This is a genomic window from Vibrio sp. 10N.239.311.G01 (assembly GCF_041465805.1).
Classification (GTDB): domain Bacteria; phylum Pseudomonadota; class Gammaproteobacteria; order Enterobacterales; family Vibrionaceae; genus Vibrio; species Vibrio crassostreae_C.
In genome coordinates this window covers 135,424-161,222 of record NZ_JBFSRM010000007.1, presented here as the reverse complement: position 1 = coordinate 161,222, position 25,799 = coordinate 135,424, and the positions used below count along the sequence as shown (strand labels likewise).

24 protein-coding genes are annotated in these 25,799 nt (G+C 43.9%); 16 read left to right on the top strand and 8 right to left on the bottom strand.

The window, feature by feature from the left end:
- Positions 1–61: 61 nt before the first annotated feature.
- Complete coding sequence (locus tag AB6D06_RS08020; protein WP_102305420.1) at positions 62–1,645, top strand: ABC-F family ATPase; 1,584 nt, start codon at positions 62–64, stop codon at positions 1,643–1,645.
- A 175-nt stretch (positions 1,646–1,820) separates the two neighbouring features.
- On the opposite strand, the gene fdhD is transcribed toward AB6D06_RS08020, so the two are convergent.
- Complete coding sequence (fdhD, locus tag AB6D06_RS08015; protein ID WP_010440869.1) at positions 1,821–2,666, bottom strand: formate dehydrogenase accessory sulfurtransferase FdhD; 846 nt, start codon at positions 2,664–2,666, stop codon at positions 1,821–1,823.
- A 353-nt stretch (positions 2,667–3,019) separates the two neighbouring features.
- Here fdhD and AB6D06_RS08010 point away from each other — a divergent pair, with 353 nt between their 5' ends.
- The 11 genes from AB6D06_RS08010 (at position 3,020) to cobB (ending at position 14,624) form a co-directional block, all read left to right on the top strand.
- Complete coding sequence (locus AB6D06_RS08010) at positions 3,020–3,484, top strand: DUF3305 domain-containing protein (protein WP_010440867.1); 465 nt, start codon at positions 3,020–3,022, stop codon at positions 3,482–3,484.
- Positions 3,474–4,145 (top strand): DUF3306 domain-containing protein, encoded by a 672-nt coding sequence (locus AB6D06_RS08005; RefSeq protein ID WP_372035708.1) that lies wholly within the window; start codon positions 3,474–3,476, stop codon positions 4,143–4,145. Before AB6D06_RS08010 ends, AB6D06_RS08005 begins: the two co-directional genes overlap by 11 nt.
- A 300-nt stretch (positions 4,146–4,445) precedes the next feature.
- The gene (locus AB6D06_RS08000; protein WP_046209398.1) at positions 4,446–6,107 is read left to right on the top strand and encodes a 4Fe-4S dicluster domain-containing protein; all 1,662 of its coding nucleotides are present in this window, start codon (positions 4,446–4,448) and stop codon (positions 6,105–6,107) included.
- A 9-nt stretch (positions 6,108–6,116) separates the two neighbouring features.
- The gene (locus AB6D06_RS07995) at positions 6,117–6,749 is read left to right on the top strand and encodes a molecular chaperone (protein ID WP_010440860.1); all 633 of its coding nucleotides are present in this window, start codon (positions 6,117–6,119) and stop codon (positions 6,747–6,749) included.
- A gap of 76 nt (positions 6,750–6,825) precedes the next feature.
- Positions 6,826–7,026: a twin-arginine translocation signal domain-containing protein gene (locus AB6D06_RS07990; protein WP_016768068.1), complete on the top strand. Its 201-nt coding sequence runs from the start codon at positions 6,826–6,828 to the stop codon at positions 7,024–7,026.
- 10 nt (positions 7,027–7,036) lie between these two features.
- Entirely contained in the window at positions 7,037–9,892 is a 2,856-nt protein-coding gene (locus AB6D06_RS07985) for a formate dehydrogenase subunit alpha (protein ID WP_010440856.1), read from the top strand.
- An 11-nt stretch (positions 9,893–9,903) separates the two neighbouring features.
- Positions 9,904–10,512 (top strand): formate dehydrogenase FDH3 subunit beta, encoded by a 609-nt coding sequence (gene fdh3B / locus AB6D06_RS07980; protein WP_010440854.1) that lies wholly within the window; start codon positions 9,904–9,906, stop codon positions 10,510–10,512.
- A 13-nt stretch (positions 10,513–10,525) separates the two neighbouring features.
- On the top strand, positions 10,526–11,599 hold the full coding sequence (locus AB6D06_RS07975; protein WP_016768065.1) for a formate dehydrogenase subunit gamma: 1,074 nt from the start codon (positions 10,526–10,528) through the stop codon (positions 11,597–11,599).
- Positions 11,583–11,999 carry a hypothetical protein gene (locus tag AB6D06_RS07970; RefSeq protein WP_010440849.1) on the top strand — a complete coding sequence of 139 codons (417 nt, stop codon included), beginning with the start codon at positions 11,583–11,585 and terminating at the stop codon, positions 11,997–11,999. Before AB6D06_RS07975 ends, AB6D06_RS07970 begins: the two co-directional genes overlap by 17 nt.
- Before the next feature lie 413 nt (positions 12,000–12,412).
- A complete protein-coding gene (locus AB6D06_RS07965) occupies positions 12,413–13,633 on the top strand; it encodes an ammonium transporter (RefSeq protein WP_016791188.1) in 1,221 nt (406 codons plus the stop codon).
- Between the two features lie 256 nt (positions 13,634–13,889).
- Positions 13,890–14,624, top strand: coding sequence for a Sir2 family NAD+-dependent deacetylase (cobB, locus tag AB6D06_RS07960; protein ID WP_010440846.1), 735 nt, complete (start codon positions 13,890–13,892; stop codon positions 14,622–14,624).
- A 94-nt stretch (positions 14,625–14,718) separates the two neighbouring features.
- Here the strand turns inward: cobB and AB6D06_RS07955 are convergent, their stop codons facing one another.
- The 5 genes from AB6D06_RS07955 to potA form a co-directional block, all read right to left on the bottom strand.
- Complete coding sequence (locus AB6D06_RS07955; protein ID WP_016784888.1) at positions 14,719–15,756, bottom strand: extracellular solute-binding protein; 1,038 nt, start codon at positions 15,754–15,756, stop codon at positions 14,719–14,721.
- A gap of 219 nt (positions 15,757–15,975) precedes the next feature.
- Complete coding sequence (locus tag AB6D06_RS07950; RefSeq protein ID WP_010440842.1) at positions 15,976–17,010, bottom strand: extracellular solute-binding protein; 1,035 nt, start codon at positions 17,008–17,010, stop codon at positions 15,976–15,978.
- Between the two features lie 148 nt (positions 17,011–17,158).
- Positions 17,159–17,929: a spermidine/putrescine ABC transporter permease PotC gene (gene potC, locus AB6D06_RS07945; protein WP_010440840.1), complete on the bottom strand. Its 771-nt coding sequence runs from the start codon at positions 17,927–17,929 to the stop codon at positions 17,159–17,161.
- Entirely contained in the window at positions 17,929–18,786 is an 858-nt protein-coding gene (potB, locus tag AB6D06_RS07940) for a spermidine/putrescine ABC transporter permease PotB (RefSeq protein ID WP_017059630.1), read from the bottom strand. The genes potC and potB overlap by 1 nt, the downstream gene beginning before the upstream one ends.
- Positions 18,770–19,885 (bottom strand): spermidine/putrescine ABC transporter ATP-binding protein PotA, encoded by a 1,116-nt coding sequence (potA, locus tag AB6D06_RS07935; protein WP_017059631.1) that lies wholly within the window; start codon positions 19,883–19,885, stop codon positions 18,770–18,772. Before potA ends, potB begins: the two co-directional genes overlap by 17 nt.
- 329 nt (positions 19,886–20,214) lie before the next feature.
- On the opposite strand from potA, the gene AB6D06_RS07930 reads away from it, so the two are divergent.
- The 4 genes from AB6D06_RS07930 to ttcA all read left to right on the top strand — a co-directional run bounded on the left by AB6D06_RS07930 (position 20,215) and on the right by ttcA (position 23,844).
- Entirely contained in the window at positions 20,215–21,030 is an 816-nt protein-coding gene (locus tag AB6D06_RS07930; RefSeq protein WP_017063864.1) for a membrane protein, read from the top strand.
- Positions 21,023–21,874, top strand: a complete 852-nt coding sequence (locus AB6D06_RS07925) for a glucosaminidase domain-containing protein (RefSeq protein ID WP_137001777.1) — start codon at positions 21,023–21,025, stop codon at positions 21,872–21,874. Before AB6D06_RS07930 ends, AB6D06_RS07925 begins: the two co-directional genes overlap by 8 nt.
- A 123-nt stretch (positions 21,875–21,997) precedes the next feature.
- Positions 21,998–22,648: a DUF2987 domain-containing protein gene (locus AB6D06_RS07920; RefSeq protein ID WP_017059634.1), complete on the top strand. Its 651-nt coding sequence runs from the start codon at positions 21,998–22,000 to the stop codon at positions 22,646–22,648.
- Positions 22,649–22,950: 302 nt separating this feature from the next.
- Positions 22,951–23,844: a tRNA 2-thiocytidine(32) synthetase TtcA gene (gene ttcA / locus AB6D06_RS07915; RefSeq protein ID WP_372110101.1), complete on the top strand. Its 894-nt coding sequence runs from the start codon at positions 22,951–22,953 to the stop codon at positions 23,842–23,844.
- Positions 23,845–23,947: 103 nt separating this feature from the next.
- Here the strand turns inward: ttcA and uspE are convergent, their stop codons facing one another.
- Both uspE and AB6D06_RS07905 read right to left on the bottom strand, forming a co-directional pair.
- Positions 23,948–24,898: a universal stress protein UspE gene (uspE, locus tag AB6D06_RS07910; protein ID WP_017070547.1), complete on the bottom strand. Its 951-nt coding sequence runs from the start codon at positions 24,896–24,898 to the stop codon at positions 23,948–23,950.
- A 132-nt stretch (positions 24,899–25,030) separates the two neighbouring features.
- Complete coding sequence (locus tag AB6D06_RS07905; RefSeq protein WP_017059637.1) at positions 25,031–25,777, bottom strand: FNR family transcription factor; 747 nt, start codon at positions 25,775–25,777, stop codon at positions 25,031–25,033.
- Positions 25,778–25,799: the final 22 nt, after the last annotated feature.

Below are 25,799 nucleotides of genomic sequence, written 5' to 3'. Positions count from 1 at the left end.
TGCAGTTAAAGCCCTGAACAAGTAACGTTGCGGCGTTTTTCACATTAAAAAGGTAATGGCATTGATCTCCACAGCAAATATCACCCAACAATTCGGCGCTAAGCCACTTTTCGAAAATATTTCAGTTAAGTTCGGCGAAGGCAACCGCTACGGTTTAATCGGCGCGAATGGCTGTGGTAAATCGACGTTCATGAAGATCCTATCTGGTGAACTTGAGCCAAGTGCTGGTAACGTAAGCTACGATCCAAACGAGCGCGTTGCTAAGCTAAACCAAGACCAGTTTGCTTACGAAGAATTCACGGTAATCGACACGGTTATCATGGGTCACAAAGAGCTTTGGGCTATTAAACAAGAGCGTGACCGCATTTACTCTTTGCCAGAAATGAGCGAAGAAGACGGCATGAAAGTGGCTGACCTTGAAGTTCAGTTCGCTGAAATGGACGGCTATATGGCAGAAGCGAAAGCGGGTGAGCTTCTTCTTGCGGTAGGTATTGAAGAATCAATGCACTTCGGCCTGATGAGCGAAGTAGCACCGGGTTGGAAACTTCGTGTTCTATTGTCTCAAGTACTGTTTGCAGACCCGCATATCATGCTTCTTGACGAACCAACGAACAACTTGGACATGGACACGATCAAGTGGTTGGAAGATACGCTAAACCAACGTAACTGCACAATGATCATCATTTCGCACGACCGTCACTTCCTAAACTCTGTTTGTACACACATGGCTGACCTTGATTACGGCGAACTTCGTCTATTCCCAGGTAACTACGATGAGTACATGACGGCTGCGACTCAGGCTCGTGAGCGTCTACTGTCAGACAATGCTAAGAAGAAAGCACAAATCGCTGAACTTCAAACGTTCGTTTCTCGTTTCTCTGCTAACGCATCTAAAGCGAAACAAGCGACGTCTCGTGCTAAACAAATCGATAAAATTCAACTAGACGAAGTTAAAGCGTCTAGCCGTCAAAACCCATTCATCCGTTTCGAACAGTCAAAAGAGCTATTCCGTAACGCGCTTGTGGTTGAAAACCTATCCCAAGGTTTTGAAGAAGACCTATACAGCAAGTTCGATGCAATCTTCGAAGTTGGTGAGCGTGTTGCTATCATCGGTGAAAACGGTGTAGGTAAAACAACACTACTTAACACACTAGCTGGCGCTCTTGAGCCTCGCACTGGTGAGTACAAATGGTCTGAAAACTCAAACATCGGTTACTACGCTCAAGATCATGCTCATGATTTCGAAGAAGACATGAACCTGTTTGATTGGATGAGTCAATGGCGCCAAGAAGGTGAAGACGAGCAGGTTGTTCGTGGCTTCCTAGGTCGTATGCTATTTGGTCAAGATGACATTAAGAAATCTGTAAAGGTTATTTCTGGTGGTGAGCAAGGTCGTATGCTTCTTGGTAAGATTATGATGCATAAGCCAAACATCCTACTAATGGATGAACCAACAAACCACATGGATATGGAGTCTATCGAAGCGCTTAACTTGGCTCTTGAGAACTACAAAGGCACATTGTTCTTCGTATCTCACGACCGTGTATTTGTAGACTCGCTAGCGACCCGTGTTCTTGAAATCAAAGATGGCAAGATCAACGACTTCCGCGGTACATACGCTGAATTCTTGAAAGCTCGTGGCTAAGCATTAAGCTGACCTTAGTTTCCTACTCAGCAGGTGGGAAACTTGAAGCTTTAACTAAGAAAACGCCGTCATACTGAAAAGCATGACGGCGTTTTTGTATCTATATATTGTGAGCCACTAACTCTTCACATCAGAATTTCACATTAAAAGCAGTTAGTGAATCACCAAGTCAAACTCACGCTTTTTGTCCGGGTGCTGATTGTTCACCTTTCACATCAAAATCGATCTTGTCTGCACCGGTGAACACTTGGAAACGTAAACCTTTAGCACGAGCAATCGTTGTGATACCGAACTTCTGAGCCAAGTCTAAGCCCATTTGCGTTACGCCAGAGCGTGAGAGCAGAACAGGGATACCCATCTGCGCAACCTTAATCACCATCTCAGACGTTAAACGCCCTGTGGTATAGAAGATCTTATCTTCACCTGACTCTTTGTTAAGCCACATCTCACCAGCCAATGTATCAACGGCATTGTGTCGGCCAACATCTTCAACAAACGATAGAACCTTGTCGTCTTTGCAAACCGCACAACCGTGCACCGCGCCGGCTTTCTTGTAGGTATCATTATAATGAGTCAATGCTTCAAGCGCTGTGTAGATTTCAGATTGCTTGATCTTGTTTTGAGGCACTTGGTAATCTTCCAACTGCTTCATCACGTTGCCATACATGGTGCCCTGACCGCAGCCAGAGGTCACTGTTTTCTTCTTAAGCGCTTGCTCAAGTTGGCTCGTATCTTCTTTGGTAATAACCGCAGCAGAGCTGGTTTCCCAATCGATGATGATAGATTCAACCGCTTCGGGATCGGAAAGGAAGCTCTGGTTTTTCAAATAACCTAATACTAATGACTCAGGACGAGAGCCGAGTGTCATCAGGGTTACGATCTCTTTCCAGTTCAACATCACGGTAAGAGGGCGTTCGCAAGCGATCTGTTTAGTTAGTTTCTCACCATATTCGTCGAACACTTCAACTTCGATTGTCTGAAGTGGGTTTTCGCTGGTTTTTATTATGTTTGGTTTTACCACAATCACTTCCTACTTAATGAGATAGGTTTGTAACAAGGAGGTCTAGCACCGCTCTGTTAATTGATTCTTTAGTTCATACTTAAAGCAAATCTCATTCCAAAATAACGGGGATTGATGGAAACATGAAGCATTAGATTAAAATAGCGCAAAATATGAGAGTTCATCGTGTGGAGTTGTATGAAACAACCGCTATCAACTAACGTTATAGTGACAACTTGATGGCGGACGCTATAGATACGCTCTCGCAATTAATCCATATTGGCGTGTTTATTGCTTTATGGGGTGTATATGATTGCGCACAGTACAAAATGTCCAAAGTGCATTCAGACCAAAGAAAATCAATTGGGTGAAGTATGTCTGAGACAAAAGAATTCAAAGAACAATATGAAAAAACTGAAGCAGCTTGGCCAATCGGTGTCCAAAGAATAGAGAAAGAGATCAAAACAGGTATCTGGGTAACCACGCAATGGGAATTGACGGGATTTGAACTGTCGCCAGAATACGATACCCAAGACGTTTGTTTGCTTCAATTACATAAAGACGAGCGTACAGACTACCGTTTCAACCTAAGCTCTCAGCAACCTAAGCTATTCTTAGTGATGGATAACGTCGATTCTGGTGTTAAGCCTGTGATTCAGTTACTTACGGCATCACAAACCGTTGCAGGGCAATACATGGACGGTGACAACCAAGTACTTTCATACGACATTCCGTTGCCTGTACAAGCTTGGATGGAAGCGTTCATCGGTCGTCATGGCGAGTTATTAGAAGCAAGACGTAAAAAACGCAAAGGCGCGGGTCGATCAAATGGCAACTAACTTTTTTAGTCGTTGGTCTCAACGAAAGCTTGATGAATCTACTGACGAGTCTCAGGAAACAGAACAAACGCTTGAGATAACTGAATTTTCTTCTGAGATTTCGTCAGGTCAGTCAAATGCATCCTCTGAGATCGAACAAGTCGATACTGAAGCTTCTACTGAAACGACGTTGTCATCAGCAGGCGCTGAAGAGGCGACTGATGTTCAAGGTTTAGCGCCAGAAGAAGACGTTTCTGTTGCTCAATTATTGGTTTCAGAAGCATCAGAAAGCGTAAAAAAAGCGGCGTTGCGTAAATTATTCCTCTCAGAAGAGTTCAACGTTCGTGATGGTTTAGATGATTACGACGATGATTACAGTAATTTGAAGTCTCTTTCTGAAGGGGTTGCGGAAACCTTGCGTGATTGGGTTAAAGATAAAACAGAAGAAGAAACTACGCTAGAAGAAGAGCAAGTCATTGATAATAAAGATGAGGGTGACGTTTTAGAAGGTACTGAAAGCGATCTTGAGGTCTCTGACAATGAACTTGAAACGTCAGAAAGTGCCGAAATAGCCGAAGAAGAAAAAGAACTGTATAAAAACACAGTTCCCGATATTGGCGCTGCAATATCAGACGAAGCTGACCTGAAAAAAATGGGACAAAATATACCACACAAAGAATAGGTACATTTTGACTAAACACTCAATGAACCGCTTGCGACAAAATGTCCCAAGCGGTTTTTTTATTCTTAATTCAAATGATAATCACGCAAGAATGCACTCTAACCTATTGAAATAAAATGGATATTAAATTGGCATGGCATTTGCTAAATAACGTTTATTATCAACTTTTTTGTAGATAGCCTGAGTAAGATTGACTTGTTGCGCAATCTCAAACGGTTAAGCGATTACTCAGCAAGTTCTCGAACGCTAACTACAATGAAGGTTGAACAGATTATCCATGTCCAAAGATGGAACTGAGCAATGCTTAAACAATTATTAGAACAAGCAACTTCAAATAACGCTAAAGCAAGACTGTATGCCTTTGAAAATACAGTTGAGTTAACAAATCTGATTCCACCTACTGTTAGCTACGAAAGCGGCGGTAACACTCTTATTATTGGTCCAACTGCGATCATTGAAAGTGCTGCAGCTCAATTACCTCAATTGACGAGCCTAACCTTATTGTCAACAGACGGCGAGAAGGGCACAAACCCGGAACTGTACTTCGCGAATTCGGTTCAAGTATCCGGTTTCCTTGGTACGTTTGAAATCGTGATCGAAAGTAAAGGCACATCAAGCAATCTGGCGAAAGTCGCGATTAATCACGATTGTTTCGATGTTGTTCTGGACTTATGTCTGAATAGCTGCATGACAGAAGAAGTCCCTGTACCGGGTTATTACCCAGTAGGCCGCGGCTATCCAAAGCTGGCTGAAGCGTTAGAAGAGATTCCAACGTTAATGGGCACGTTTGATAAGCCTAAATTCTTCCGTTTAGACACAGATCTTTGCGCACACAGTTCACGTGGCGTTAAAGGCTGTGAGCGTTGTGTTGACGCTTGTCCTGCTGGCGCACTGTCGAGTGAAGGTTCAGATAAAACAGGTCACAAGATCGAGATTAACCCTTATCTATGTCAAGGCGTTGGGACTTGTGCAACAAGCTGTCCTACAGAAGCGATTACCTATGCGCTTCCAAATCCTGACGATACTCAAAAGTTCATTGAACGTACGCTAGCTAACTATGAGCAAGCGGGCGGTCTGGATCCTATCGTGCTTATCTGTAGCTCACGTCATGAAACCTACAATGTAATGGCGCTTAAAGCTCTGCCGGATAACGTGATTCCGATTGTCGTCGAAGAACTGCCTTCAATTGGTATCGATACGTGGTTTGCAGCTTTGGTTAATGGCGCGACTCAGGTTCTGTTTGCGGCTTCTCGCTTTATGCCAGAAACCATCATTCGTGTTCTGAATAACGAAGTCGGGATCGCTCAAGAGCTTCTTGACCAAATCGGTATTCCAAAAGAAACCATTGATATCCTTTATCTAGAATCGCTTCGCGAAGGTCCTCCGACATTGTGTGTGGATTCGTTTGACCTTGCACTTGGCGATCTTCAAGGCAATAAGCGTCAACGTTTGTTCACAGCACTTGATGCGATGTCTTCATCTCGTATTCCAGTTGAGAACATTGTTGAGCTTCCTTCGAATGCACCATACGGCACGGTTTCATGTGAAAGCAAAGATTGTACTTTGTGTATGAGTTGTGTGGCGGTGTGTCCAACACGTGCTCTGCATACCGACGGTGCGTCTCCATCGCTTAAGTTTGTAGAACAAGACTGTATTCAATGTGGTCTGTGTGAAAAGGCATGTCCTGAGAACGTACTTACTCTGACTCCTCGTATGAATTGGGTGAAAGAAGAACGTCAGAAGGCGGTTGTAATTCATGAAGAGAAAGCAGCGGAATGTTTACGTTGTCATAAGCCATTCGCACCACAGTCTATGATTGACATGCTACAGAACAAGTTACGCGGTCACTCTCATTTCTCGGATGAGACAGCAATTAATCGTATTGCGATGTGTGAAGACTGCCGTGTGGTAGACATGTTCGATTCAATGGCTCAAGACCCATTGAAACAATTGAAATACTAGGAGTTCGCCTTGGATACTCATTTAGATCAAGAACAGACACTAAGAACTGAAATCTATCTGGTTCTTTCTGCATTGTTTCGTAGCGCACCTTCTGAAGAGGTGATCGACTTTCTCAAGACGCTAGACATTGAAGCATCAGAAAGCGCGATGCAGAAGGCTTGGATTGCGATTCAACAAGCAGCAACCGAATCAAACCGCGAAGCATTAGAAGACGAATATCAAGACTTGTTCATTGGCATTGGTCGTGGGGAGATTGTTCCATTTGGGTCTTGGCATAGAACAGGATCGATGATGGAGAAACCATTAGCTGAGATCCGTCACGATCTTGAATTGCTTGGCATTGAGCGTGATGAGCAGGTTAAAGAGCCTGAAGATCATATCGCGGCTCTTTGTGAAGTAATGGCGATGCTAACCGATGAAGAAGACGCGTTACAACAAGCCGTTTTCAATAAACATATCGGTCCTTGGTTTAACTCATTTACACGTCAGCTTGAAGCAGCAGAGAGTGCCAACTTCTACAAATCTGCAGCTCAGCTATGTGAAGCATTCTTAACGTTGGAGCAGGTTCGTTTCAGCGTGAATACAAAAAGCAGTAAACACAAATTAAAGATTGATGTGAAAAACGTCACTGATTACGAGTAATCGAGCAGTACGCGATTATATCGATAGAGGGGCATGAAGCCTCCAAAAAGATCTACCGCAAGGTAAGGAAGCAATGATGAAAGATAATAAAGAAATAGATACAAGCCGTAGAGACTTACTCAAAGGTTTAACGACTGCAGCCGTTGCTGGTGCCGTTGTCGCTGGTACAACCAAAGTGGCAACCGCTTCAGAAACGGTTGAAATACCTGAAAAAGACGTGAAGAAGACGGGCTATCGTGAAACGCAACATATTCGCGATTACTACGACACACTTTAGGAGATAACGGATGAAACTTGTCAAACGCTCCGATAGTGTGAGCAAAGAAACTAATCAGCTAGGTGTGTCTCGTCGCGCCTTCATGAAAAACACTTCACTTGCTGCTGGTGGCGCGGTTGTAGGCGCAAGTCTATTCGCACCGGGCATGATGAAGAAAGCACAGGCTAAATCAGTCGACCCAGAAGCGAAAACAGAAGTAAAACGTACTATCTGTTCTCACTGCTCCGTAGGTTGTGGTATCTACGCTGAAGTTCAAAATGGTGTATGGACGGGTCAAGAGCCTGCTTTCGATCACCCATTTAACGCTGGTGGACACTGTGCGAAAGGTGCAGCACTACGTGAGCACGGCCACGGTGAACGTCGTCTTAAGTACCCAATGAAATTGGAAGGCGGTAAGTGGAAGAAGCTTTCCTGGGAACAAGCGATTGAAGAAATCGGCAACAAGGCGCTAGAACTGCGTAAGGAATCTGGCCCTGATTCGGTTTACTTCCTCGGCAGTGCAAAACACAGTAACGAGCAAGCTTACGCATTCCGTAAGATGGCGTCTTTGTGGGGAACAAACAACGTTGACCACCAAGCTCGTATTTGTCACTCAACCACAGTAGCCGGTGTTGCGAACACTTGGGGTTACGGTGCGATGACAAACTCGTTCAATGACATGCACAACTGTAAATCAATGCTATTCATTGGCTCGAACCCTGCAGAAGCTCACCCGGTTGCGATGCAACACATCCTGATCGCGAAAGAGAAGAACAACTGTAAAATCGTAGTTGCGGATCCTCGTCGTACGCGTACTGCTGCGAAATCTGATCACTATGTTTCTCTTCGCCCGGGTTCAGATGTTGCCTTCATTTGGGGCATCTTATGGCATGTATTTGGAAACCAATGGGAAGACAAAGAGTTCATTCGCCAACGTGTATTCGGTATGGAAGAAATCCGTGAAGAAGTGGCGAAATGGAACCCAGCAGAAGTTGAACGTGTGACAGGCGTAAGCGAAGAAGACGTTTACCAAACTGCGAAACTACTTTCTGAAAACCGCCCGGGGTGTATTGTTTGGTGTATGGGTGGTACTCAACATACTACTGGGAACAACAACACACGTGCTTACTGTGTCCTTGAGCTTGCGCTAGGTAACATCGGTAAATCAGGCGGCGGTGCAAACATTTTCCGTGGACACGATAACGTACAAGGCGCAACTGACCTTGGCGTACTGTCTGACACACTTCCAGGCTACTACGGCTTGTCTGAAGGTTCTTGGCGTCACTGGTCTAAAGTCTGGGAAGTTGACTTTGACTGGATCAAAGGACGCTTTGACGACAACGCATACGGCGGTCAAAAACCAATGAACAGTGCAGGTATTCCTGTATCTCGTTGGGTTGATGGTGTGCTTGAAGACAAAGACAAGATTCGCCAACGCGAAAACATCCGCGCCATGTTCTACTGGGGTCACGCGGTGAACTCTCAGACTCGTGGTCCAGAGATGAAGAAGGCGATGCAGAAGCTGGATATGATGGTTATTGTTGACCCATACCCAACAGTCGCGGCAGTAATGAACGATCGCTCCGACGGCGTTTACTTGCTTCCAGCAACCACTCAATTTGAAACCTACGGCAGTGTAACGGCGTCAAACCGTTCTCTACAGTGGCGTGACAAGGTTGTTGATCCTCTGTTCGAATCTAAACCTGACCACGAAATTATGTACCTTCTTTCTAAGAAGCTTGGTTTCTCTGATCAGTTGTTCAAAAACATCCGTGTTGAGAACAACCAACCACTGATTGAAGACATCACTCGTGAATTCAACAAGGGTATGTGGACAATCGGCTACACAGGTCAAAGCCCAGAACGTTTGAAAGAGCACCAACAAAACTGGCACACGTTCCACAAAACCACGCTTGCAGCAGAAGGCGGTCCAGCAAATGGCGAGACTTACGGTCTTCCGTGGCCATGTTGGGGCAACCCAGAAATGAAACACCCAGGTACGCACATCCTTTACGATACGTCTAAACCGGTAGCAGAGGGCGGCGGTAACTTCCGTACTCGTTTCGGTGTGGAGTTCGAAGGTCAAAGTATCTTGGCGGAAGACAGCTACTCGAAAGGCAGCGAAATCAAAGACGGTTACCCAGAATTCAGTGACAAACTTCTGAAGCAACTGGGTTGGTGGGACGATCTAACCGCAGAAGAGAAAGCTTCAGCGGAAGGTAAGAACTGGAAGACCGACGTTTCTGGTGGCATCCAACGTGTGGCTATCAAGCATGGTTGTATCCCGTTTGGTAATGCGAAAGCACGTGCAATTGTTTGGACATTCCCAGATCGCGTACCTCTACACCGTGAGCCACTTTACACACCACGTCGTGACCTTGTTGCTGATTACCCAACTTGGGATGACAAAGAAGCGATTTTCCGTGTTCCTACGTTGTACAAGTCAATTCAAGACCAAGACAAGTCTGGTGAATACCCAATCATTCTGACTTCTGGTCGTCTGGTTGAGTACGAAGGTGGTGGTGAAGAAACACGTTCTAACCCTTGGCTAGCAGAACTTCAACAAGAGATGTTTGTTGAAGTGAACCCGAAAGACGCAAACGACATTGGCTTCAAAGATGGCGATGATGTTTGGGTTGAAGGTGCAGAGAAAGGCCGTATCAAGGTCAAAGCGATGGTGACTCGTCGTGTTAAACCGGGTTTAGCGTTCTTGCCGTTCCACTTCGGTGGTAAGTTCGAAGGCGAAGATTTGCGTTCTAAGTACCCTGAAGGCACTGATCCTTACGTTATTGGTGAATCAGCCAATACCGCAACCACATATGGTTACGACCCTGTCACGTTGATGCAGGAAACGAAAGTAACCCTTTGTAATATTCGTAAAGCGTAAGGAGTCTTAAAATGGCTAGAATGAAATTTCTTTGTGACACCAAACGTTGTATTGAATGTAACGGTTGTGTCACTGCATGTAAGAATGAAAATGATGATGCTCTGGAATGGGGTATTCAACGTCGCCGCGTTGTAACACTGAACGACGGTGAACCGGGTGAAAACTCTATCTCAGTAGCATGTATGCACTGTACTGATGCACCTTGTATGGCTGTGTGCCCAGCAGACTGTTTTGAACATACAGAAGACGGCATCGTACTTCACAATAAAGATCTGTGTATCGGTTGTGGTTACTGTTTGTTTGCTTGTCCGTTTGGCGCACCTCAATTCCCTAAACAGGAAGCATTTGGTGAGCGCGGTAAGATGGACAAATGTACCTTCTGTGCTGGCGGCCCAGAAACAGAGCCTGGTTCTGTGGAAGAGCGTCAGAAGTACGGTGCGAACCGTATTGCTGAAGGCAAACTGCCAATGTGTGCTTCGCTTTGTTCGACAAAAGCGCTGCTTGCTGGTGATGCTGAGCAAGTCTCTGATATCTTCCGTCAGCGTGTTGTAGAACGCGGTGCGAAAGGTGCTGGCTGGACAGACGGCAACGACCTTTCTTACGATGCGATGAAGAGCTAGTTAGGAGAGACATATGCTTACAATGTTTAAGCGTCTCTTCCTTGTTGTGCTACCGATGTTGGCAGCACTAACAATGCTGTCTCCTTTGAGTCATGCATCTGAGACGAACTCATCACAAACTCAATCGAGCTCTGCTGAAAGAGAAATCACACAACTTGCTGGCGCTGATTTTTGGCGACAAGTAAGAAACGGTGAGGAAGGTTACACCACCTCTCAATCTGCTGAGCACGGTGTGTTGATCAGTACTCCAGGTCAAACGTGGTACATATTGAAAGAGAAGTGGATGTCGCCAGCCGGTGCTGTTGCTATCTTTGGCAGTATTGCTTTCGTTACTTTAATGTACGTTGTGATTGGCCCATTAATGCTAAGTGCGCCAAGAACGGGTCGTAAGATCAAACGTTGGTCTCGACTGGATCGTGCGTTGCACTGGAGCATGGCGTTTACTTTCTTAACGCTCGCGTTCAGTGGTTTGATGTTGGTTTACGGCAAGCACTTTTTGAAACCCTACATTCCAACTGACCTTTGGGGCTTTATCGTTCTATTGGCGAAGCAATACCACAACTACATCGGCCCGATTTTCTATGTGCTGTTGATGGCTGTTCTTATCAAGTGGTGGCGCAAGTCGATATTTAAGATGGTGGATGTCCAGTGGTTCATCAAACTGGGTGGTATGGTCGGGAAACATAAAGGTTCTCATCCATCGGCAGAATTCTCGAACGCGGGTGAAAAAGCGCTGTTTTGGCTGTTAATTGTGATGGGCAGTGTGGCGGCAATCAGTGGTTTGGTGTTGGATTTCCCAATATTCGGTCAAACACGCCGCCATATGGAACTTTCAAACCTTGTTCATATGATCGCCGCTCTTATCCTTATTTGTGGCTTTGTGTTCCACATTTATATCGGTTTGTTCGGTATGGAAGGCGCATTAGAAGGTATGGTAACAGGCGAAGTTGATGAAACCTGGGCTAAAGAGCACCATGACCTTTGGTACAAAGAAGTGATGGAACAAGAGAAAAACGGCGTTGAACAAAGCGCTAACGTAGCAACAGAGAAAACGGAAGGGGTGAATAAGAATGAACAAACCTCATAAGGGTATTTGGGTTGCTTACATCCTAAGCTGCTTTACACCATTTACTTGTCTTCTCTCTGGTGTGATTGCCATTATCTACGCGGGCTATCGTTTAGATAAAGGCGAAGACGGCGAAGTCGTGGATACCCATTACTACGGCTTGATTCGCTCGTTCTTCTTGAACCTGACGTTTTTTGTTGTGCTTATCGTCACGGTAGCGACCTCTAACGGCGTATTGATCGGTGTGAACGATTACTGGTATCAAAACCATATTATCGATGACATCGCTTACTACATTCCATATGTAGGCATGTTATTTGGTGGTGTGGCGATTGTGGTTTGGTTTATTCGTATGTATCAAGGCATGCAGCGTTTAAGTCAAAACCTACCGCAAAACCCGACAACAGGTCCAAACCTTTAAGCGTTTATATGTAAGTCGTTTGGGTTACCAAACTCGATAATAACTCCTTTGTCGATGAGTTAACTCTAATCAGCGAAAGACATTAAAAGCCCAGTGATTCATTTCTCTGGGCTTTTTGTCATTTGGTCGCTAGGTAACTGATCTAATGCCCTACAATGACCGCATCAATATGGTGCAAATCCCTCAATTGGTGCAATCAGTTATCAAATATTTTCTCTACCTGAGAACCAATAAAGTGCACTTTAGAAATTAACCACGAAAAATCAATAACTTAAAATCAAACTCTGTTGCACGTTTTTTGCGTAACCAAGTTGGAACGCATCTTGCGTTTACTGTTGAGTCTTTAATTAATTGCAGCATCAATTCGCACGAATCTAGTGCAATTGAGACAAAAGCTAAGGGAGAAAGCTTTAATGAGTCAAACGGTTACCCAAGTTAATAGCGCAGTAGAAAGCTTGACGCAGAGTTCAGACACTCTATTTCTATTATTAGGCGCGATCATGGTCTTCTTAATGCACGCAGGCTTTGCATTTTTGGAAGTTGGTACAGTAAGAAAGAAAAACCAAGTTAATGCATTAGTTAAAATCCTCTCTGATTTTGGCGTCTCTGCTATAGCTTATTTCTTTATCGGTTATTGGGTCGCTTACGGCGCGCATTTCTTTGCTGACGCAGAGACGTTATCGCAAGGCAATGGGTATGAGTTGGTTAAGTTCTTTTTCTTAATGACGTTTGCAGCCGCCATTCCTGCCATTGTTTCTGGTGGTATTGCAGAGCGTGCTCGTTTCTATCCAATCCTTATCGCAACTTTGTTTACCGTTGGTTTCGTTTACCCATTCTTCGAAGGCATCATCTGGAACGGCAATTTTGGTTTCCAAGCTTGGCTAGAAAATCAGTTTGGTCATGGATTCCATGACTTCGCAGGCTCTGTTGTGGTTCACGGTGTTGGCGGTTGGATTGCATTGGTCGCAGTTTACTTCCTTGGCATGCGCAGAGGTCGAATCCGTGCAGGTAAGCACACCAACTTCGCGCCATCGAACATTCCATTCTTAGCGTTAGGTTCTTGGATTTTATGCGTAGGTTGGTTTGGCTTTAACGTTATGTCTGCTCAAGCTATTAATGGGATCAGTGGCCTAGTAGCGATGAACTCATTAATGGCAATGGTTGGCGGTATTCTTGCGGCTCTAGTCGCAGGTAAAAATGACCCAGGCTTCATCCATAATGGACCTTTGGCTGGCTTAGTCGCTATTTGTGCCGGTTCTGACTTAATGCACCCACTTGGCGCTTTAGTGACTGGCGGCGTGGCAGGCGCGCTGTTTGTTTACTTATTTACTTACATGCAAAACAAAACTCAGATTGATGATGTACTGGGTGTTTGGCCTCTACACGGCGTATGTGGCGCTTGGGGTGGCATTGCGGCAGGTATCTTCGGTCAGCAAGCATTCTGGGGGCTAGGGGGTGTGAGTTTCGCGTCTCAGGTTGTTGGTACATTAGCGGGTATCGCTGTTGCTCTGATTGGCGCTTTGATTGTTTATGGCGTACTTAGCAAAGTGACAGGTCTACGCTTGAGTGAAGAAGATGAATTCAACGGTGCTGACCTTTCAATTCATAAGATCTCATCGATCAACGAAGACTAACGTTGGTCACTTCGAAGATTCATAGACTCTTCGAATCAATATCAGTGAAAAAACTAAGCGGCTTCGGTCGCTTTTTTTGTGTCTGGTGAAAACAACTAAGAGTTTTAATAACAGAGCCAAATGATAGACAAGCGAGTTCTGTCACAAATAACTAATGAATTCAGTTGGCTAAGACTATGGTCTAATCCCTAAAACTATTGTTGGAATTTGAACAGTGCTAAGCTGTTACAAAGTGACATATTGAAAAGGACGTTATATGCATTTCCCATATCGAAATATCGTAATTCTTACTGGCGCCGGCATCTCTGCGGAATCAGGAATACAAACATTCCGAGCACAAGACGGATTATGGGAAAACCATAAAATCGAAGACGTTGCGACACCTGAAGGGTTCGAGAAAGATCCGGATTTGGTACAAGCGTTCTATAACAAGCGTCGTCACGGCCTGCAAAGCGAAAACATCCAACCAAATTCGGCCCATAAGGCGCTAGGCGAGCTTGAAGACAAACTTGATGGAAAAGTAACAATCATCACACAGAATATCGACAATCTGCACGAGAGAGGCGGTAGCAACAACATTATTCACATGCACGGTGAACTGCTTAAAGCGCGCTGCAGTGAGTCGAATCAGGTTATCGACCATAAAGACAACATCGAGACAGGCGAGCTTTGTCACTGCTGTCAGATTCCCGCACAGATGCGTCCACATATTGTTTGGTTTGGTGAAATGCCATTAAGAATGGGGGATATCTACTCGGCATTAGAAGAAGCAGACCTTTTTATCTCGATTGGTACATCTGGCGTCGTCTACCCAGCGGCAGGATTTGTACATGATGCGAAAATGCATGGTGCACATACAATAGAAATCAACCTTGAACCAAGTGCAGTAGAGAGTGAGTTTGAAGAGAAGCGTTACGGTAAGGCAAGCATTGAAGTGCCTAAACTGGTGGGTGAGTTATTATGTACAGAGAAGGGTTCTTTAACGGCCTAGGCCTTGTCTTTAATAAAGCACATCAGTTTCTTAATCTGAAAAAATAAAGCGGCTTACGCCGCTTTATTTACTTAACTGATTACCTAACAAAAACTTAGTTATTCACTTTAAGTTTTTGGAAATACTCGTCGTAGATAACGCTCGCTTCACCAACTTCATCTTGCCATACACCGTTATCCATTACTGACTGTGGTGGAAAAACGTTCTTATCTTCAGAAAATTCTTTCGGAAGAAGAGGGTAAGCTGTTTTAACTGGCGTTGGGTAGCCGATCTCTAGAGCAATCTTCGCTGCATTCTCAGGGCGAAGAAGAAAGTCGATCATCTTATGTGCCGATTCGATGTTCTTAGCGCCTGACGGAATCGCCAGGCTGTCCATCCAGAAGATAGCGCCTTTTTCTGGCCAGATAATGTCAATCGTTGCGCCTTCTTGGCGTGCCATGTAAGCAGAGCCATTCCAAAGCATACCAAGAGACACTTCACCAGCTAGGTAAGGGTTCGCTGGGAAATCTGAGTTAAATACCAATACGTTTGGCATTAGCTTACGAAGTTCTTCGTAGGCTTCTTTGATTTCTTCAGGGTTAGTCGTGTTTGGAGAGTAGCCCAGTTTAGATAGAGCGATATGGAAAACCTCACGAGAGTCATCCATCATCATCAATTGACCTTCCCACTGCGTATCCCACAGATCGCCCCAGTTTTTAACTGAAGACTTGTCTAGCATATCTGAGTTGATACCAATACCCGTTGCGCCCCAGATGTATGGGATCGAGTAGTTGTTGTTTGGGTCAAATGGCTTATCTAAGTAATTTGGATCCAAATCAGCAAAGTGGCTTAGCTTAGTTTTATCAAGCTCTTGAAGCATGCCTTCTTTACGCATCTTAGAAACGAAGTAAGTAGAAGGAACCACTAAGTCGTAACCCGTACCTTGAGTTTTTAACTTAGCGTACATGCTTTCGTTAGACTCATAAGTTGAGTAATAGACTTTGATGCCAGTCTCTTCTGTGAAGTCTTCTAAAACTTCATTTGGAATATATTCAGACCAGTTGTAAAAATACAGTTCTTGGTCAGCTGCGAAAGAGGGTGTAGAAAGTAAAGTAGCAGCACACAATGCGCCGGTATACAGTGTTTTTTTCATTACTGTTCCGTTCATTTGTTTGATTTGGAGCTGGGTAGTGAACCCAAAGTAAAAGGATTTCTAAAAATCGCGCTATATTATAGCAGTGATATAACAAAATAGGCAGCCTAAGCTGCCTGTTCATTGTTATTCTTCTTTTTAACTTATTGATTATCTAGGTTGGGTTGTTATGTAAACCAGTGGCTTACAACCAATTGGATAACGGCCAAACGAGTTAATTTACTGACCGGCTTTAAGCTTCATGAAGTAATCTTCGTACTTCACAGTCTTGTCGCCAACCGCAGCTTGCCATTCAACGCGGTCAAGGTCTTCTTGCGATGGGAACAGAGCCGGGCTGTCTTTGAACTTCTCATTAGACGCTTTAACGGCTGTTAGGTAGCCTGTATCACGAGAGATTTGCTCAGCAATTTCAGGGCGAAGTAGGAAGTCAATCATCTTATGAGCTGCTTCTACGTTTACCGCGCCAGAACTGATGGCAAAGTTATCAACCCAACCGATGCCACCTTCTTTAGGGAAAACCAATTGAATTGGTAGACCTTCGTTTTGCGCAGCAGCAGCAGAACCGTTCCACAGCATACCAAGACCCACTTCACCAGACATGTAAGGCGAGCCTGGGTTGTCTGAGTTAAATACTAGAACGTTTGGCATTAGCTTTTTTAGCTCAGCGTAGGCTTCGTCGATCTCTTTCTCGTTTGTTGTGTTACCAGAGTAACCTAACTTACGTAGCGCAATGTGGAACACTTCACGAGTGTCGTCCATCATCATCAGTTGACCTTCAAGCTCAGGCTTCCATAAATCAGCCCAGCTTTGGAAATCTTCTGGATCGTACATATCAGTGTTAACAGCTAGGCCCGTAATAGCGACAACATGTGGAATAGAGTAGTCGTTGTTCGGGTCATATGGCTTATCTAAGTAATTTGTATCTAGGTTCGCAAAATTGTTTAGCTTGGTTTTGTCGATCTTTTGAAGCATGCCTTCGTCGCGCATTTTAGACACGAAGTAAGTTGAAGGAACCACAAGGTCGTAACCTTTATTGTGCGTTTTCAATTTTGCGTACAAAGTTTCATTCGATTCGTAAGTCGAGTAAATCACTTTGATGCCAGTTTCATCAGTGAACTGTTCTAAGATCTCACTGTTGATGTAAGGTCCCCAGTTCATGAATACCAACTCTTTGTTATCTTTTGCAAACGATGGTGCAGATAACATTGAAAGCGCACATGCACTACCAGCTAATAGAGTAGCCCATTTTTTCATTGACGTTAGCTCCAAACTAAACGTTGCCCGAAGGCAGTAGATAGAAAAACAGAATGGCAATTTACCATTCTGTTTATGAATAACACTTTTGTTAAACTTCAAGTATCTTAACTTCTTATCAAGTCAGCCTTTGTATAGAGTAGGAGACTTACTTGATTTTCTCTCTTGCTAACAACTGGGAAATAATCACCAGTACTAACGACACCACTAACATCACTGTTGCTAGGGCGTTGACCTCAGGAGAGATACCCACTTTAACCATTGAGTAAATCTTCAGTGGTAATATTTCATAGGTTGGGCCAGTTACGAAAGAGCTTATGATCACATCGTCCAAAGACAGAGTGAAGCTCAATAACCAACCCGCAGCAACCGCTGGCTTAGCAAGTGGAAGGATGATCTGTTTTAGAATCGTCCACTCGCTTGCTCCTAAGTCTTTTGCGGCTTCTAGCATCTTCACATCAAAGCCATTCAAGCGACTGTAGACCGTTACAACAACAAACGGCAGACAGAAAGTAATATGTGCTGCAAGCAGGGTAAAGAACCCAAGTTGTACACCCATTACCAAGAATAGCGCAAGAAGCGAAATCGCCATTACGATATCTGGTGACATCATCACGATGAACAACATGCCATTGACGATGCCTTTACCTTTAAACTGGTAACGGAATAGGGCAACCGCAGTTAGGCTCCCTACAATTGTGGCAGCTGTTGCTGAGAATACCGCTACGTTGATCGAGTGCCATGCTGCCTGCATTAGGCTGTCGTTGTTAATAAGCGCGTCATACCATTTAGTCGTGAAACCACCCCATTTCATACCAAACTTATTGGCATTAAACGAGTTAGCAATCAATACGACAATAGGTAGGTATAGAAAGGCGTATACCAGCGCCATAAAGCTGAACTTAACTGTGCGACCCATTAGTCTAGCTCCACTTTCTTGTTCAATAGCTTACCTGCTCGGTAGTAGGCATACAGCATCACAGCCATTGCCATGGTCAGTGCGATACTCGTCGCTGCGCCAAACGGCCAGTCTCGAGCGTTGAGCACTTGGCTCTTAATCACGTTACCAATCAATAGGTTCTTAGCTCCGCCTAATAGGTCAGAGATGTAGAACATACCTAACGCTGGCAGTAGCACTAACAAACAGCCGCCAATAATGCCCGGCATTGTTAGTGGTAGTACCACTTTCAATAGCGTTTGCAGTTTGTTCGCACCTAAATCTTTAGCCGCTTCTAAATACGTATCGTCCAGTTTTTCAATCGCTGAATACAGCGGCAGAATCATAAACGGAAGTAGGATGTACACTAAACCGATCATTACTGCGGTTTCTGAGTACATGATACGTAGCGGTTTATCAATGATATCTAACGCTAACAAGCTTTTGTTCAAGACACCTTGCGTACCCAGTACAATTTTTAATCCGTATGTACGAATCAAAGAGTTCGTCCAGAATGGTACTATCACTAGGAACAACATGATTGGACGCCACTTCGCCGGCATTTTTGCCACGATGTAAGCGAATGGGTAACCAATAATCAAACAAAGTAGGGTTGCGACAATTGCCATATAGAAAGAGTGCATCAACACTTTAAAATACAGCGGGTCAGCCAAACGCACGTAGTTATCGAGAGTGAAGGTCATCTCGATCAAGTTCGCTTCATCACGAGTTAAGAAGCTAGTACCAATGATCATGATGTTTGGAATCATCACGAACAACACTAACCAACCTGTGATTAAAGCAACAATTGCGTTTTGTAAATTAAACTTCTTGCTCATCTTCTAATACCACTTCCCAGCTCTCAACCCAAGTTACTGCAACTTTTTGGCCCAGTGAGTGATCAACATCAGGGTCATCTTCGTTGAAGAATTCGCTAACCATGACACGCATACCAGATTCAAGTTCTACGACTGAATCTAATGTCATGCCTTTATAGGTTCGCTCGACAATATGGCCAACAATACCGCGTTGCTCTGACTCTTTAATTTCTTCGATTCGAAGATCTTCAGGTCGAAGCAATACTTGCAGTTTTTGACCCGGTGTTACGTCTTTATCGTGATAGATAATGGACTCTTCACCTTCGATTGTCGCAACAATGCGTTTTTCATCTTGACGAGATTTCGCTGTCGCTTCGAATACGTTAATTTCACCAATGAAACGCGCTACAAATAGGTTCTTAGGCTCTTCGTAGATCTCTCTTGGTGTTCCGTCTTGTTCAATCACGCCATCACGCATAACAATAATACGGTCAGACATAGACAGCGCCTCTTCTTGGTCATGCGTTACAAAAATGAACGTGATACCAAGTTGGCGTTGTAATTGTTTCAGCTCGATTTGCATCTGTTTACGTAGTTTGTAATCCAGAGCAGATAGAGATTCATCCAACAAAAGAACTTTAGGCTTATTAACGACAGCGCGAGCGATTGCGATACGTTGCTGTTGGCCACCAGATAGCTGGTGTGGCTTTCGTTGTGCCATTTGTTCTAGGCGCACCATTTTCAAAGCATCCATTACACGAGGTTCAATCTCGCTGTTTGGAACTTTCTGCATGCGTAAGCCAAATGCCACATTGTCGAAAACGGTCATATGCGGGAATAGGGCATAGCTTTGGAATACAGTGTTTACATGCCTTTGTTCAGCAGGAACTTGGGTTACGTTTTGTTCAGCTAATAGTATTTGACCACTATCTGCCGTTTCAAAACCCGCAATCATTCTTAGCACGGTTGTTTTACCACAACCTGATGGGCCTAAAATCGTGAGAAACTCACCATGATTTACGTTTAAATCCAGATTGCCGATGACTTCCTTACCATCGAAACTTTTACTGATGCCAGTTAGCTGTACTACTGGCTTTCCTACTGATTTTTTAGCGTTCAACGTCTGTTTTTCTCCACCTTGGTTCTATTTGAGACCTGTTGCTATACACCTTTAAGGCGCGCATCATAATCACCAAAAACGTGAATTCAAAGCATTTTTTACCTTTCGAAGATAAAAAATTTCGCAGGTAAAAGTAAACATCCTTTACCATACTGTTATTTACTGGGTTTACACCCTAACAAGTGTCTAATTATTAACCATCAAGACGCAAAAGCAAGCCTTGTTACAGATTCATATTTTAGTTTGTATCCGACATATGAGTATAATGAAGGTAATTTTTTATCAATAAGTTAGGTGGCTTCGCTTAATCGGCACACCTAGGTATCAATATGAACAACGACATCGAAAAAGATTTTAATTTGGGCGGTAGTATCAACCGTGCACTTTCTGGCGATTATGAGCTCAAAGCAACGGCTGTATTCCAAGAAGCTTGGAAACATACGATAAGTCACTTTCTTTCGTTTTCCCCAGCGATTATTGCTTTGATGTTTGTGCAGCTCGCTATCTTTTATATCGCACTAAAACTACAGCTTGGTGATCCCGCGGTTATCTTAGATGCAGTTATCGACCCAGAGTCGTTTACGCCACAAATCGTTGAATCGATTTTTATCGCGAACTTTAGCTATGAAGTGATCAGTGCGCCTATCTATGCGGGTATCTGTTTAATGGCAATGAGTCACGCCGCTGGCCTACAAACCAAAGTACGCCACATCGGTAAAGGTTTGCAGTTTACGGTTCCGGTTATTCTAGTGACTTTGTTTAGCCTAATGCTTCAAGGCATCGCAGGTATGATTCTGCCGTTCTTGTCTATCTACTTCTCACTGGCGTTCAGCCATTCGATTCTGCTGATTTGTGATAAGAAAGTGCCGCCAATGCAATCGCTGCTGCTTTCTCTGCGTGCTGTCAACAAAAAAATCTTCACCGTTGCTTCTATCTACCTATTAGTAATGCTGATGTTCATCGTCGCGGCAATGATGTACGGCATTGGCCTTATCTTCGTTTTACCTTTCTTCTTCCACGTGAAAGGGATTCTTTACCGCGAGATGTTTGGCATTAAACTCAAACTGATCGCGTCAGACAGACCAAAGAGCGACGACGACCACAACGGTAGCAACAATAAAGACCCACAGGTATTCGATGCATAACAACTCTAAATTAAGCGCAAGTAAATCACTTGCGCTAAAAGTGACAGCATTAGCCTTAGTTGGCTCGATCTCGTTAGTTGGCCCAATGCTTTACCAACAAGAAGAAGAGCGCAGGCGAGCGGGGCAAAAGGCTTCAGACTCAGAGCAAAACTTTGGTGACTTGACCGTCTCTTCTGATAAGCCAGATTTCGCAGCGATTGAAGATGTAAATAAAAAGAAAGACACCTTCTTTTCTTATCTTCGCCCAAGTATCAACATCGAAAACAAGCGAATCACCAAAGAACGTGCGTTTCTAACCAAGCTTTCAGAGACGGGGTTGAACAATGTTGACTCTGAAGACGCGTCATACGCAAAGAGACTAGGGAAGCTGTATAGCCTGCCTGTACCTTCATCGGGCTTAGATGACGCTTGGCTGAAAGAAATGTTGAATCGTGTAAACGTGCTACCTGAAGCGCTTGTGTTAACTCAGGCGGCCAATGAATCAGCTTGGGGTACATCTCGTTTCGCCACTAAAGCAAATAACTATTTTGGACACTGGTGTTACACCAAAGGTTGTGGCCTTGTTCCGCTACAACGTAACGAAGGTAGCTCGCATGAAGTCGCAACATTCTCTTCAAGCCAAGAATCCGTACATCGGTATTTCATGAACCTTAATCGTAATCGTGCTTACGCCGATCTAAGAGCGATTCGTGCAAAACTTGCTGCCCAAGGTGATGATCTTTTAACAACCGCAACGGCGACAGAGCTCACCAATGGCTTGTTAAAATATTCTGAGCGAGGTTCCGACTATGTGACTGATTTACAAGCTATGATCCGTCACAACGAGGTATACTGGAAAAAGTAACTCATTTTGATACCAACTTGATTGCCTTCGATAGTCGGCTTATACCAAGTAATATCACAAAAAGAGCAGCTCATTGGCTGCTCTTTCTATTTATAAACGCTCAACTTCGACAAGATTATAATAATGAAAAAGACAGCACTCGCTTTATTAGCCTCATTAAGCCTTGGGGTTTCTCTTCCTGCTACAGCGCAAGAATACATGTTCACGTATTCTAAGCTTTATACTCAGCTGAAAAACAACACCAAAGAAGGGCATGATGATGTCAAAGTTGCGGTCTTCTTTGTTGATCAACAAGCTCAGCAAACCTGTCACATCAGCAAAGCTTGGATGGAAAAAGAAGAGCACTACGAAGAGCTAAAAGTCTCTCCAGCCAATGAACTGCTTCTACCGGTAGATCAAAACCTTCGTTCAGCAAACCCTCTTATCTTTGTACAAACTCAAGAACAAGAATGTGCGTATTCTTTGGTCGTGATGACGCAAGAGCCTTTAGCTGGCACAGTAGAAGTAACTCAACTAGAAAACCTATTACCACAGATGCAGGCGATGCTTGAAGATGTCAGCGGTATGTTCTCTGGTTGGTTCACGCCTGATATCCAAGGGTTAACGCTGGAATTCGCTAATAAGCTTGAAGGCAACATAGAGCTTTCAAACGGCAAGCAACTACCAATCAAAGAAGGGCGAGCGAAATTCACCTTAGAAGAACTGAATGGAAGTGACAGCATCACGTTGCCAGAACCAACAGTTCGCGTATTGCCGTACATTCCCGCGCAATAATTTTTAAAGGAATTATTGTTAGCAGAATCAGTCTCCAAACTTTCATGACATATCTTAAAGCAGCCTGATCGAATTAGAGCAGGCTGCTTTTCTTTATCTATGATACCAACCGAGAGCTTGTGAAGCCGCGTTTCTCTGCCGTTTAGGCGCTTATCGAACAATAAAAGCAGAATCTTTCTATTACTCAGCTTGTTTATCCGGCCGTTACTATTTCAACATCAAATAAAAATCCGTATAATCCACGCCCTAAAACAGTCCCACTAGCAATCTACAGTCGGTAATACGACGGTGTGAGAGTCGCAATGAACCAAAACGATAATAGAAAAGAAACACTTGAATTCAACAAACTTCAGAAACGTCTGAGAAGAAATGTTGGAAATGCCATCATCGACTACAACATGATCGAAGAGAATGACGTAGTAATGGCATGTATTAGTGGCGGTAAAGATTCATTTGCGATGTTAGATATTTTGCTACGTTTACGTGAAGCAGCACCGATCAAATTTGATGTTGTGGCAGTAAACCTAGATCAAAAACAACCTGGGTTCCCTGAACACATTCTTCCTGAGTACTTTGAAACGCTGAACATTCCTTACTACATCGTAGATAAAGACACGTATTCAGTGGTTAAAGAGAAAGTGCCAGAAGGTAAAACAACGTGTGGCCTATGTTCTCGTCTTCGTCGTGGTACTTTGTACTCATTCGCAGAGAAGATTGGTGCAACTAAGATCGCTCTGGGTCACCACCTAGACGACATCGTTGAGACCATGTTCCTAAACATGTTCCACGGTGCGCGCTTAAAGGCTATGCCACCAAAGCTTCGTTCAGATGATGGTCGTAACGTTGTTATTCGTCCACTGACTTACTGTCGTGAAACGGACCTAATCAAATACGCAGAACATAAAGAGTTCCCAATCATTCCTTGTAACCTATGTGGCTCTCAAGAGAATCTACAGCGTCAGAACATTAAAGCGATGCTAATTGCTTGGGATAAGAAAACGCCAGGTCGTGTTGAGAAGATCTTCAAGTCAATCCAGAACGTAAGTCCAAGCCAACTGGCTGACCGCGAGCTGTTTGACTTCGTGAACCTTCCACTAGACCGTAGTGAAGACCGCAAAGCGTACGAATTCGAAGAAGCTGAAATTTCATCTTCTAACATCGATGAGTCAATGTTCATCGACGTAACGAACGTATAATAAGAATAATCGTTGTAGAGCAATAGATGCGCCTACAACAGACAAACAAAAACGCCTCAAGCAATGCTTGAGGCGTTTTTTTATAAGTTAAACTATCCCTGACCTAACCTTTCGAAAGGTTAGGGTCTAGTGGGCTGACGTAACCAGACGGTTTAAGAGCCAACACATCACAGTTAATCTTATCGATAACATGTTCCGCGGTATTACCAATAAACACGGCAGACAAGCCAGTACGACCCGTTGTACCCAGAATCACCATCGCAGCGTTATTTTCAGAAGCGACGCGAGGAATAACATCTTCTGGCAAGCCTTGTTCAACCACAGTTTGTTCTTCACACATACCGTGCTTCTGGCGCAATGCTTTCATTGCCGTTAAGTGATGGCCACGAACCGCATCGGTATAAGACGTTGGATCAAACTCTGGCAGTTCAATGGTAATATTCGCAGGTGTCACAGGGTAGGCATTCACCAAGAACGGTTCCGCATCCAAACGACCGGTGATCTCTAGCAATCTGTCGACCATCGTATCGTTAAGCTCTAAATGAGCTTCTGTTTCAGAACCTACATGAACTGAAGCAAAAATCTTCGCGTGATCTGGCCAGAAATCGTTTTTAACCAATAGCACTGGGCTAGGGCACTTTCTCAATAAATGCCAATCGGTTGGAGTAAAGATGACAGATTCCAAGGTATCGTGCTTACGCGTGCCTTTGATTAAGATGTCGTGCTCACCACTGTAAACCTCGGCAATGATCGCTTCGTATGGGCGGTTGTGCCAAACCACTTGTACATTAAATTCAATAGAATCATCTAGGTAAGGTTCTGCGACTTTATTCATCCAAATTTCGCGTTGATGAATTACGCCTTTGCGCATTGCGTCTCTTTCATCGATAGAGAGCATAGATGTCATTTCATACGAGAAGTCGTATATCGACAAAAAGAAAGTGATGTGGCTTGTTGAGGTGCTTTTCTTAGCAAGTTGGATAGCACGAACTAGAGCAGGTTGCTCATCGTGATTAATGTCTGCGACAACTAAAATTTTGTTATAGATACTCATAACTAAGCCTACTTTTCAGACCGAACATATAAATAATGTAGCGTAGTTATGGAGAGATTAAGAGAAATATAAGAGGTTTTAAGAGAGAAACATGATGTAGCTCATTATTGAACTACATCATTGATATCTAGACTATTCTTTTGAAACGCCAGCAAGTTCCATCAACGCATCGTGATCTTCGATAGTGATATATTTGCCTTTAACGCTCAAGATGTCTGCTTTTTGGAAACGGCCTAGAAGACGGCTAATTGTTTCAACAGTCAAACCAAGGTAGTTACCAATATCACCACGAGTCATCGTTAGGCGGAACTCACGCGGGCTGAAGCCACGTTGAGAGAAGCGAGTAGAAAGGTTATAAAGGAATGCAGCAAGGCGCTCTTCCGCGTTCTTCTTAGAAAGAAGCAGAATCATTTCTTGGTCACCTTTAATCTCATTACTCATCAGGCGCATAATTTGCTGACGCAATTTAGGCATTTTTCCTGATAGGTCATCAAGAATCTCATATGGGATTTCACATACCATAGAAGTTTCTAGCGCTTGTGCGAAACTAGGGTGTTGGTCACCAGTAATCGCATCGAAGCCAACAAGATCGCCCGCTAGGTGGAACGCAGTAATCTGCTCATCACCTTGCTCAGTAATCGTGTAGCTCTTGATCGTTCCAGAGCGAATAGCATATAGAGATTTAAGCTCGTCACCGGCTTTAAATAACTCTTGGCCTTTTTGAATAGGCTTTTTTCTCTCAATGATCTGATCAAGTTGATCGAGTTCAGATTCATTCAAAGTAAACGGAATACAGAGCTGGCTAATACTACAATCCTGGCAATGGATCGCACAGCCACCAGACTGAACACGTTTCGTCACAGGCTTTTCAGAAATCATAACAATCTTTCACTATTTGATA

Excerpts from the sequence above, each read along its gene's own strand:
- AB6D06_RS08010 (WP_010440867.1), top strand. The coding sequence starts at position 3,020 with ATGTCTGAGACAAAAGAATTCAAAGAACAATATGAAAAAACTGAAGCA.
- AB6D06_RS08005 (WP_372035708.1), top strand. The coding sequence starts at position 3,474 with ATGGCAACTAACTTTTTTAGTCGTTGGTCTCAACGAAAGCTTGATGAA.
- AB6D06_RS08000 (WP_046209398.1), top strand. The coding sequence starts at position 4,446 with ATGCTTAAACAATTATTAGAACAAGCAACTTCAAATAACGCTAAAGCA.
- AB6D06_RS07990 (WP_016768068.1), top strand. The coding sequence starts at position 6,826 with ATGAAAGATAATAAAGAAATAGATACAAGCCGTAGAGACTTACTCAAA.
- AB6D06_RS07985 (WP_010440856.1), top strand. The coding sequence starts at position 7,037 with ATGAAACTTGTCAAACGCTCCGATAGTGTGAGCAAAGAAACTAATCAG.
- fdh3B (WP_010440854.1), top strand. The coding sequence starts at position 9,904 with ATGGCTAGAATGAAATTTCTTTGTGACACCAAACGTTGTATTGAATGT.
- AB6D06_RS07975 (WP_016768065.1), top strand. The coding sequence starts at position 10,526 with ATGCTTACAATGTTTAAGCGTCTCTTCCTTGTTGTGCTACCGATGTTG.
- AB6D06_RS07970 (WP_010440849.1), top strand. The coding sequence starts at position 11,583 with ATGAACAAACCTCATAAGGGTATTTGGGTTGCTTACATCCTAAGCTGC.
- AB6D06_RS07965 (WP_016791188.1), top strand. The coding sequence starts at position 12,413 with ATGAGTCAAACGGTTACCCAAGTTAATAGCGCAGTAGAAAGCTTGACG.
- cobB (WP_010440846.1), top strand. The coding sequence starts at position 13,890 with ATGCATTTCCCATATCGAAATATCGTAATTCTTACTGGCGCCGGCATC.
- AB6D06_RS07955 (WP_016784888.1), bottom strand. The coding sequence starts at position 15,756 with ATGAAAAAAACACTGTATACCGGCGCATTGTGTGCTGCTACTTTACTT.
- AB6D06_RS07950 (WP_010440842.1), bottom strand. The coding sequence starts at position 17,010 with ATGAAAAAATGGGCTACTCTATTAGCTGGTAGTGCATGTGCGCTTTCA.
- potC (WP_010440840.1), bottom strand. The coding sequence starts at position 17,929 with ATGGGTCGCACAGTTAAGTTCAGCTTTATGGCGCTGGTATACGCCTTT.
- potB (WP_017059630.1), bottom strand. The coding sequence starts at position 18,786 with ATGAGCAAGAAGTTTAATTTACAAAACGCAATTGTTGCTTTAATCACA.
- AB6D06_RS07930 (WP_017063864.1), top strand. The coding sequence starts at position 20,215 with ATGAACAACGACATCGAAAAAGATTTTAATTTGGGCGGTAGTATCAAC.
- AB6D06_RS07925 (WP_137001777.1), top strand. The coding sequence starts at position 21,023 with ATGCATAACAACTCTAAATTAAGCGCAAGTAAATCACTTGCGCTAAAA.
- AB6D06_RS07920 (WP_017059634.1), top strand. The coding sequence starts at position 21,998 with ATGAAAAAGACAGCACTCGCTTTATTAGCCTCATTAAGCCTTGGGGTT.
- ttcA (WP_372110101.1), top strand. The coding sequence starts at position 22,951 with ATGAACCAAAACGATAATAGAAAAGAAACACTTGAATTCAACAAACTT.
- uspE (WP_017070547.1), bottom strand. The coding sequence starts at position 24,898 with ATGAGTATCTATAACAAAATTTTAGTTGTCGCAGACATTAATCACGAT.
- AB6D06_RS07905 (WP_017059637.1), bottom strand. The coding sequence starts at position 25,777 with ATGATTTCTGAAAAGCCTGTGACGAAACGTGTTCAGTCTGGTGGCTGT.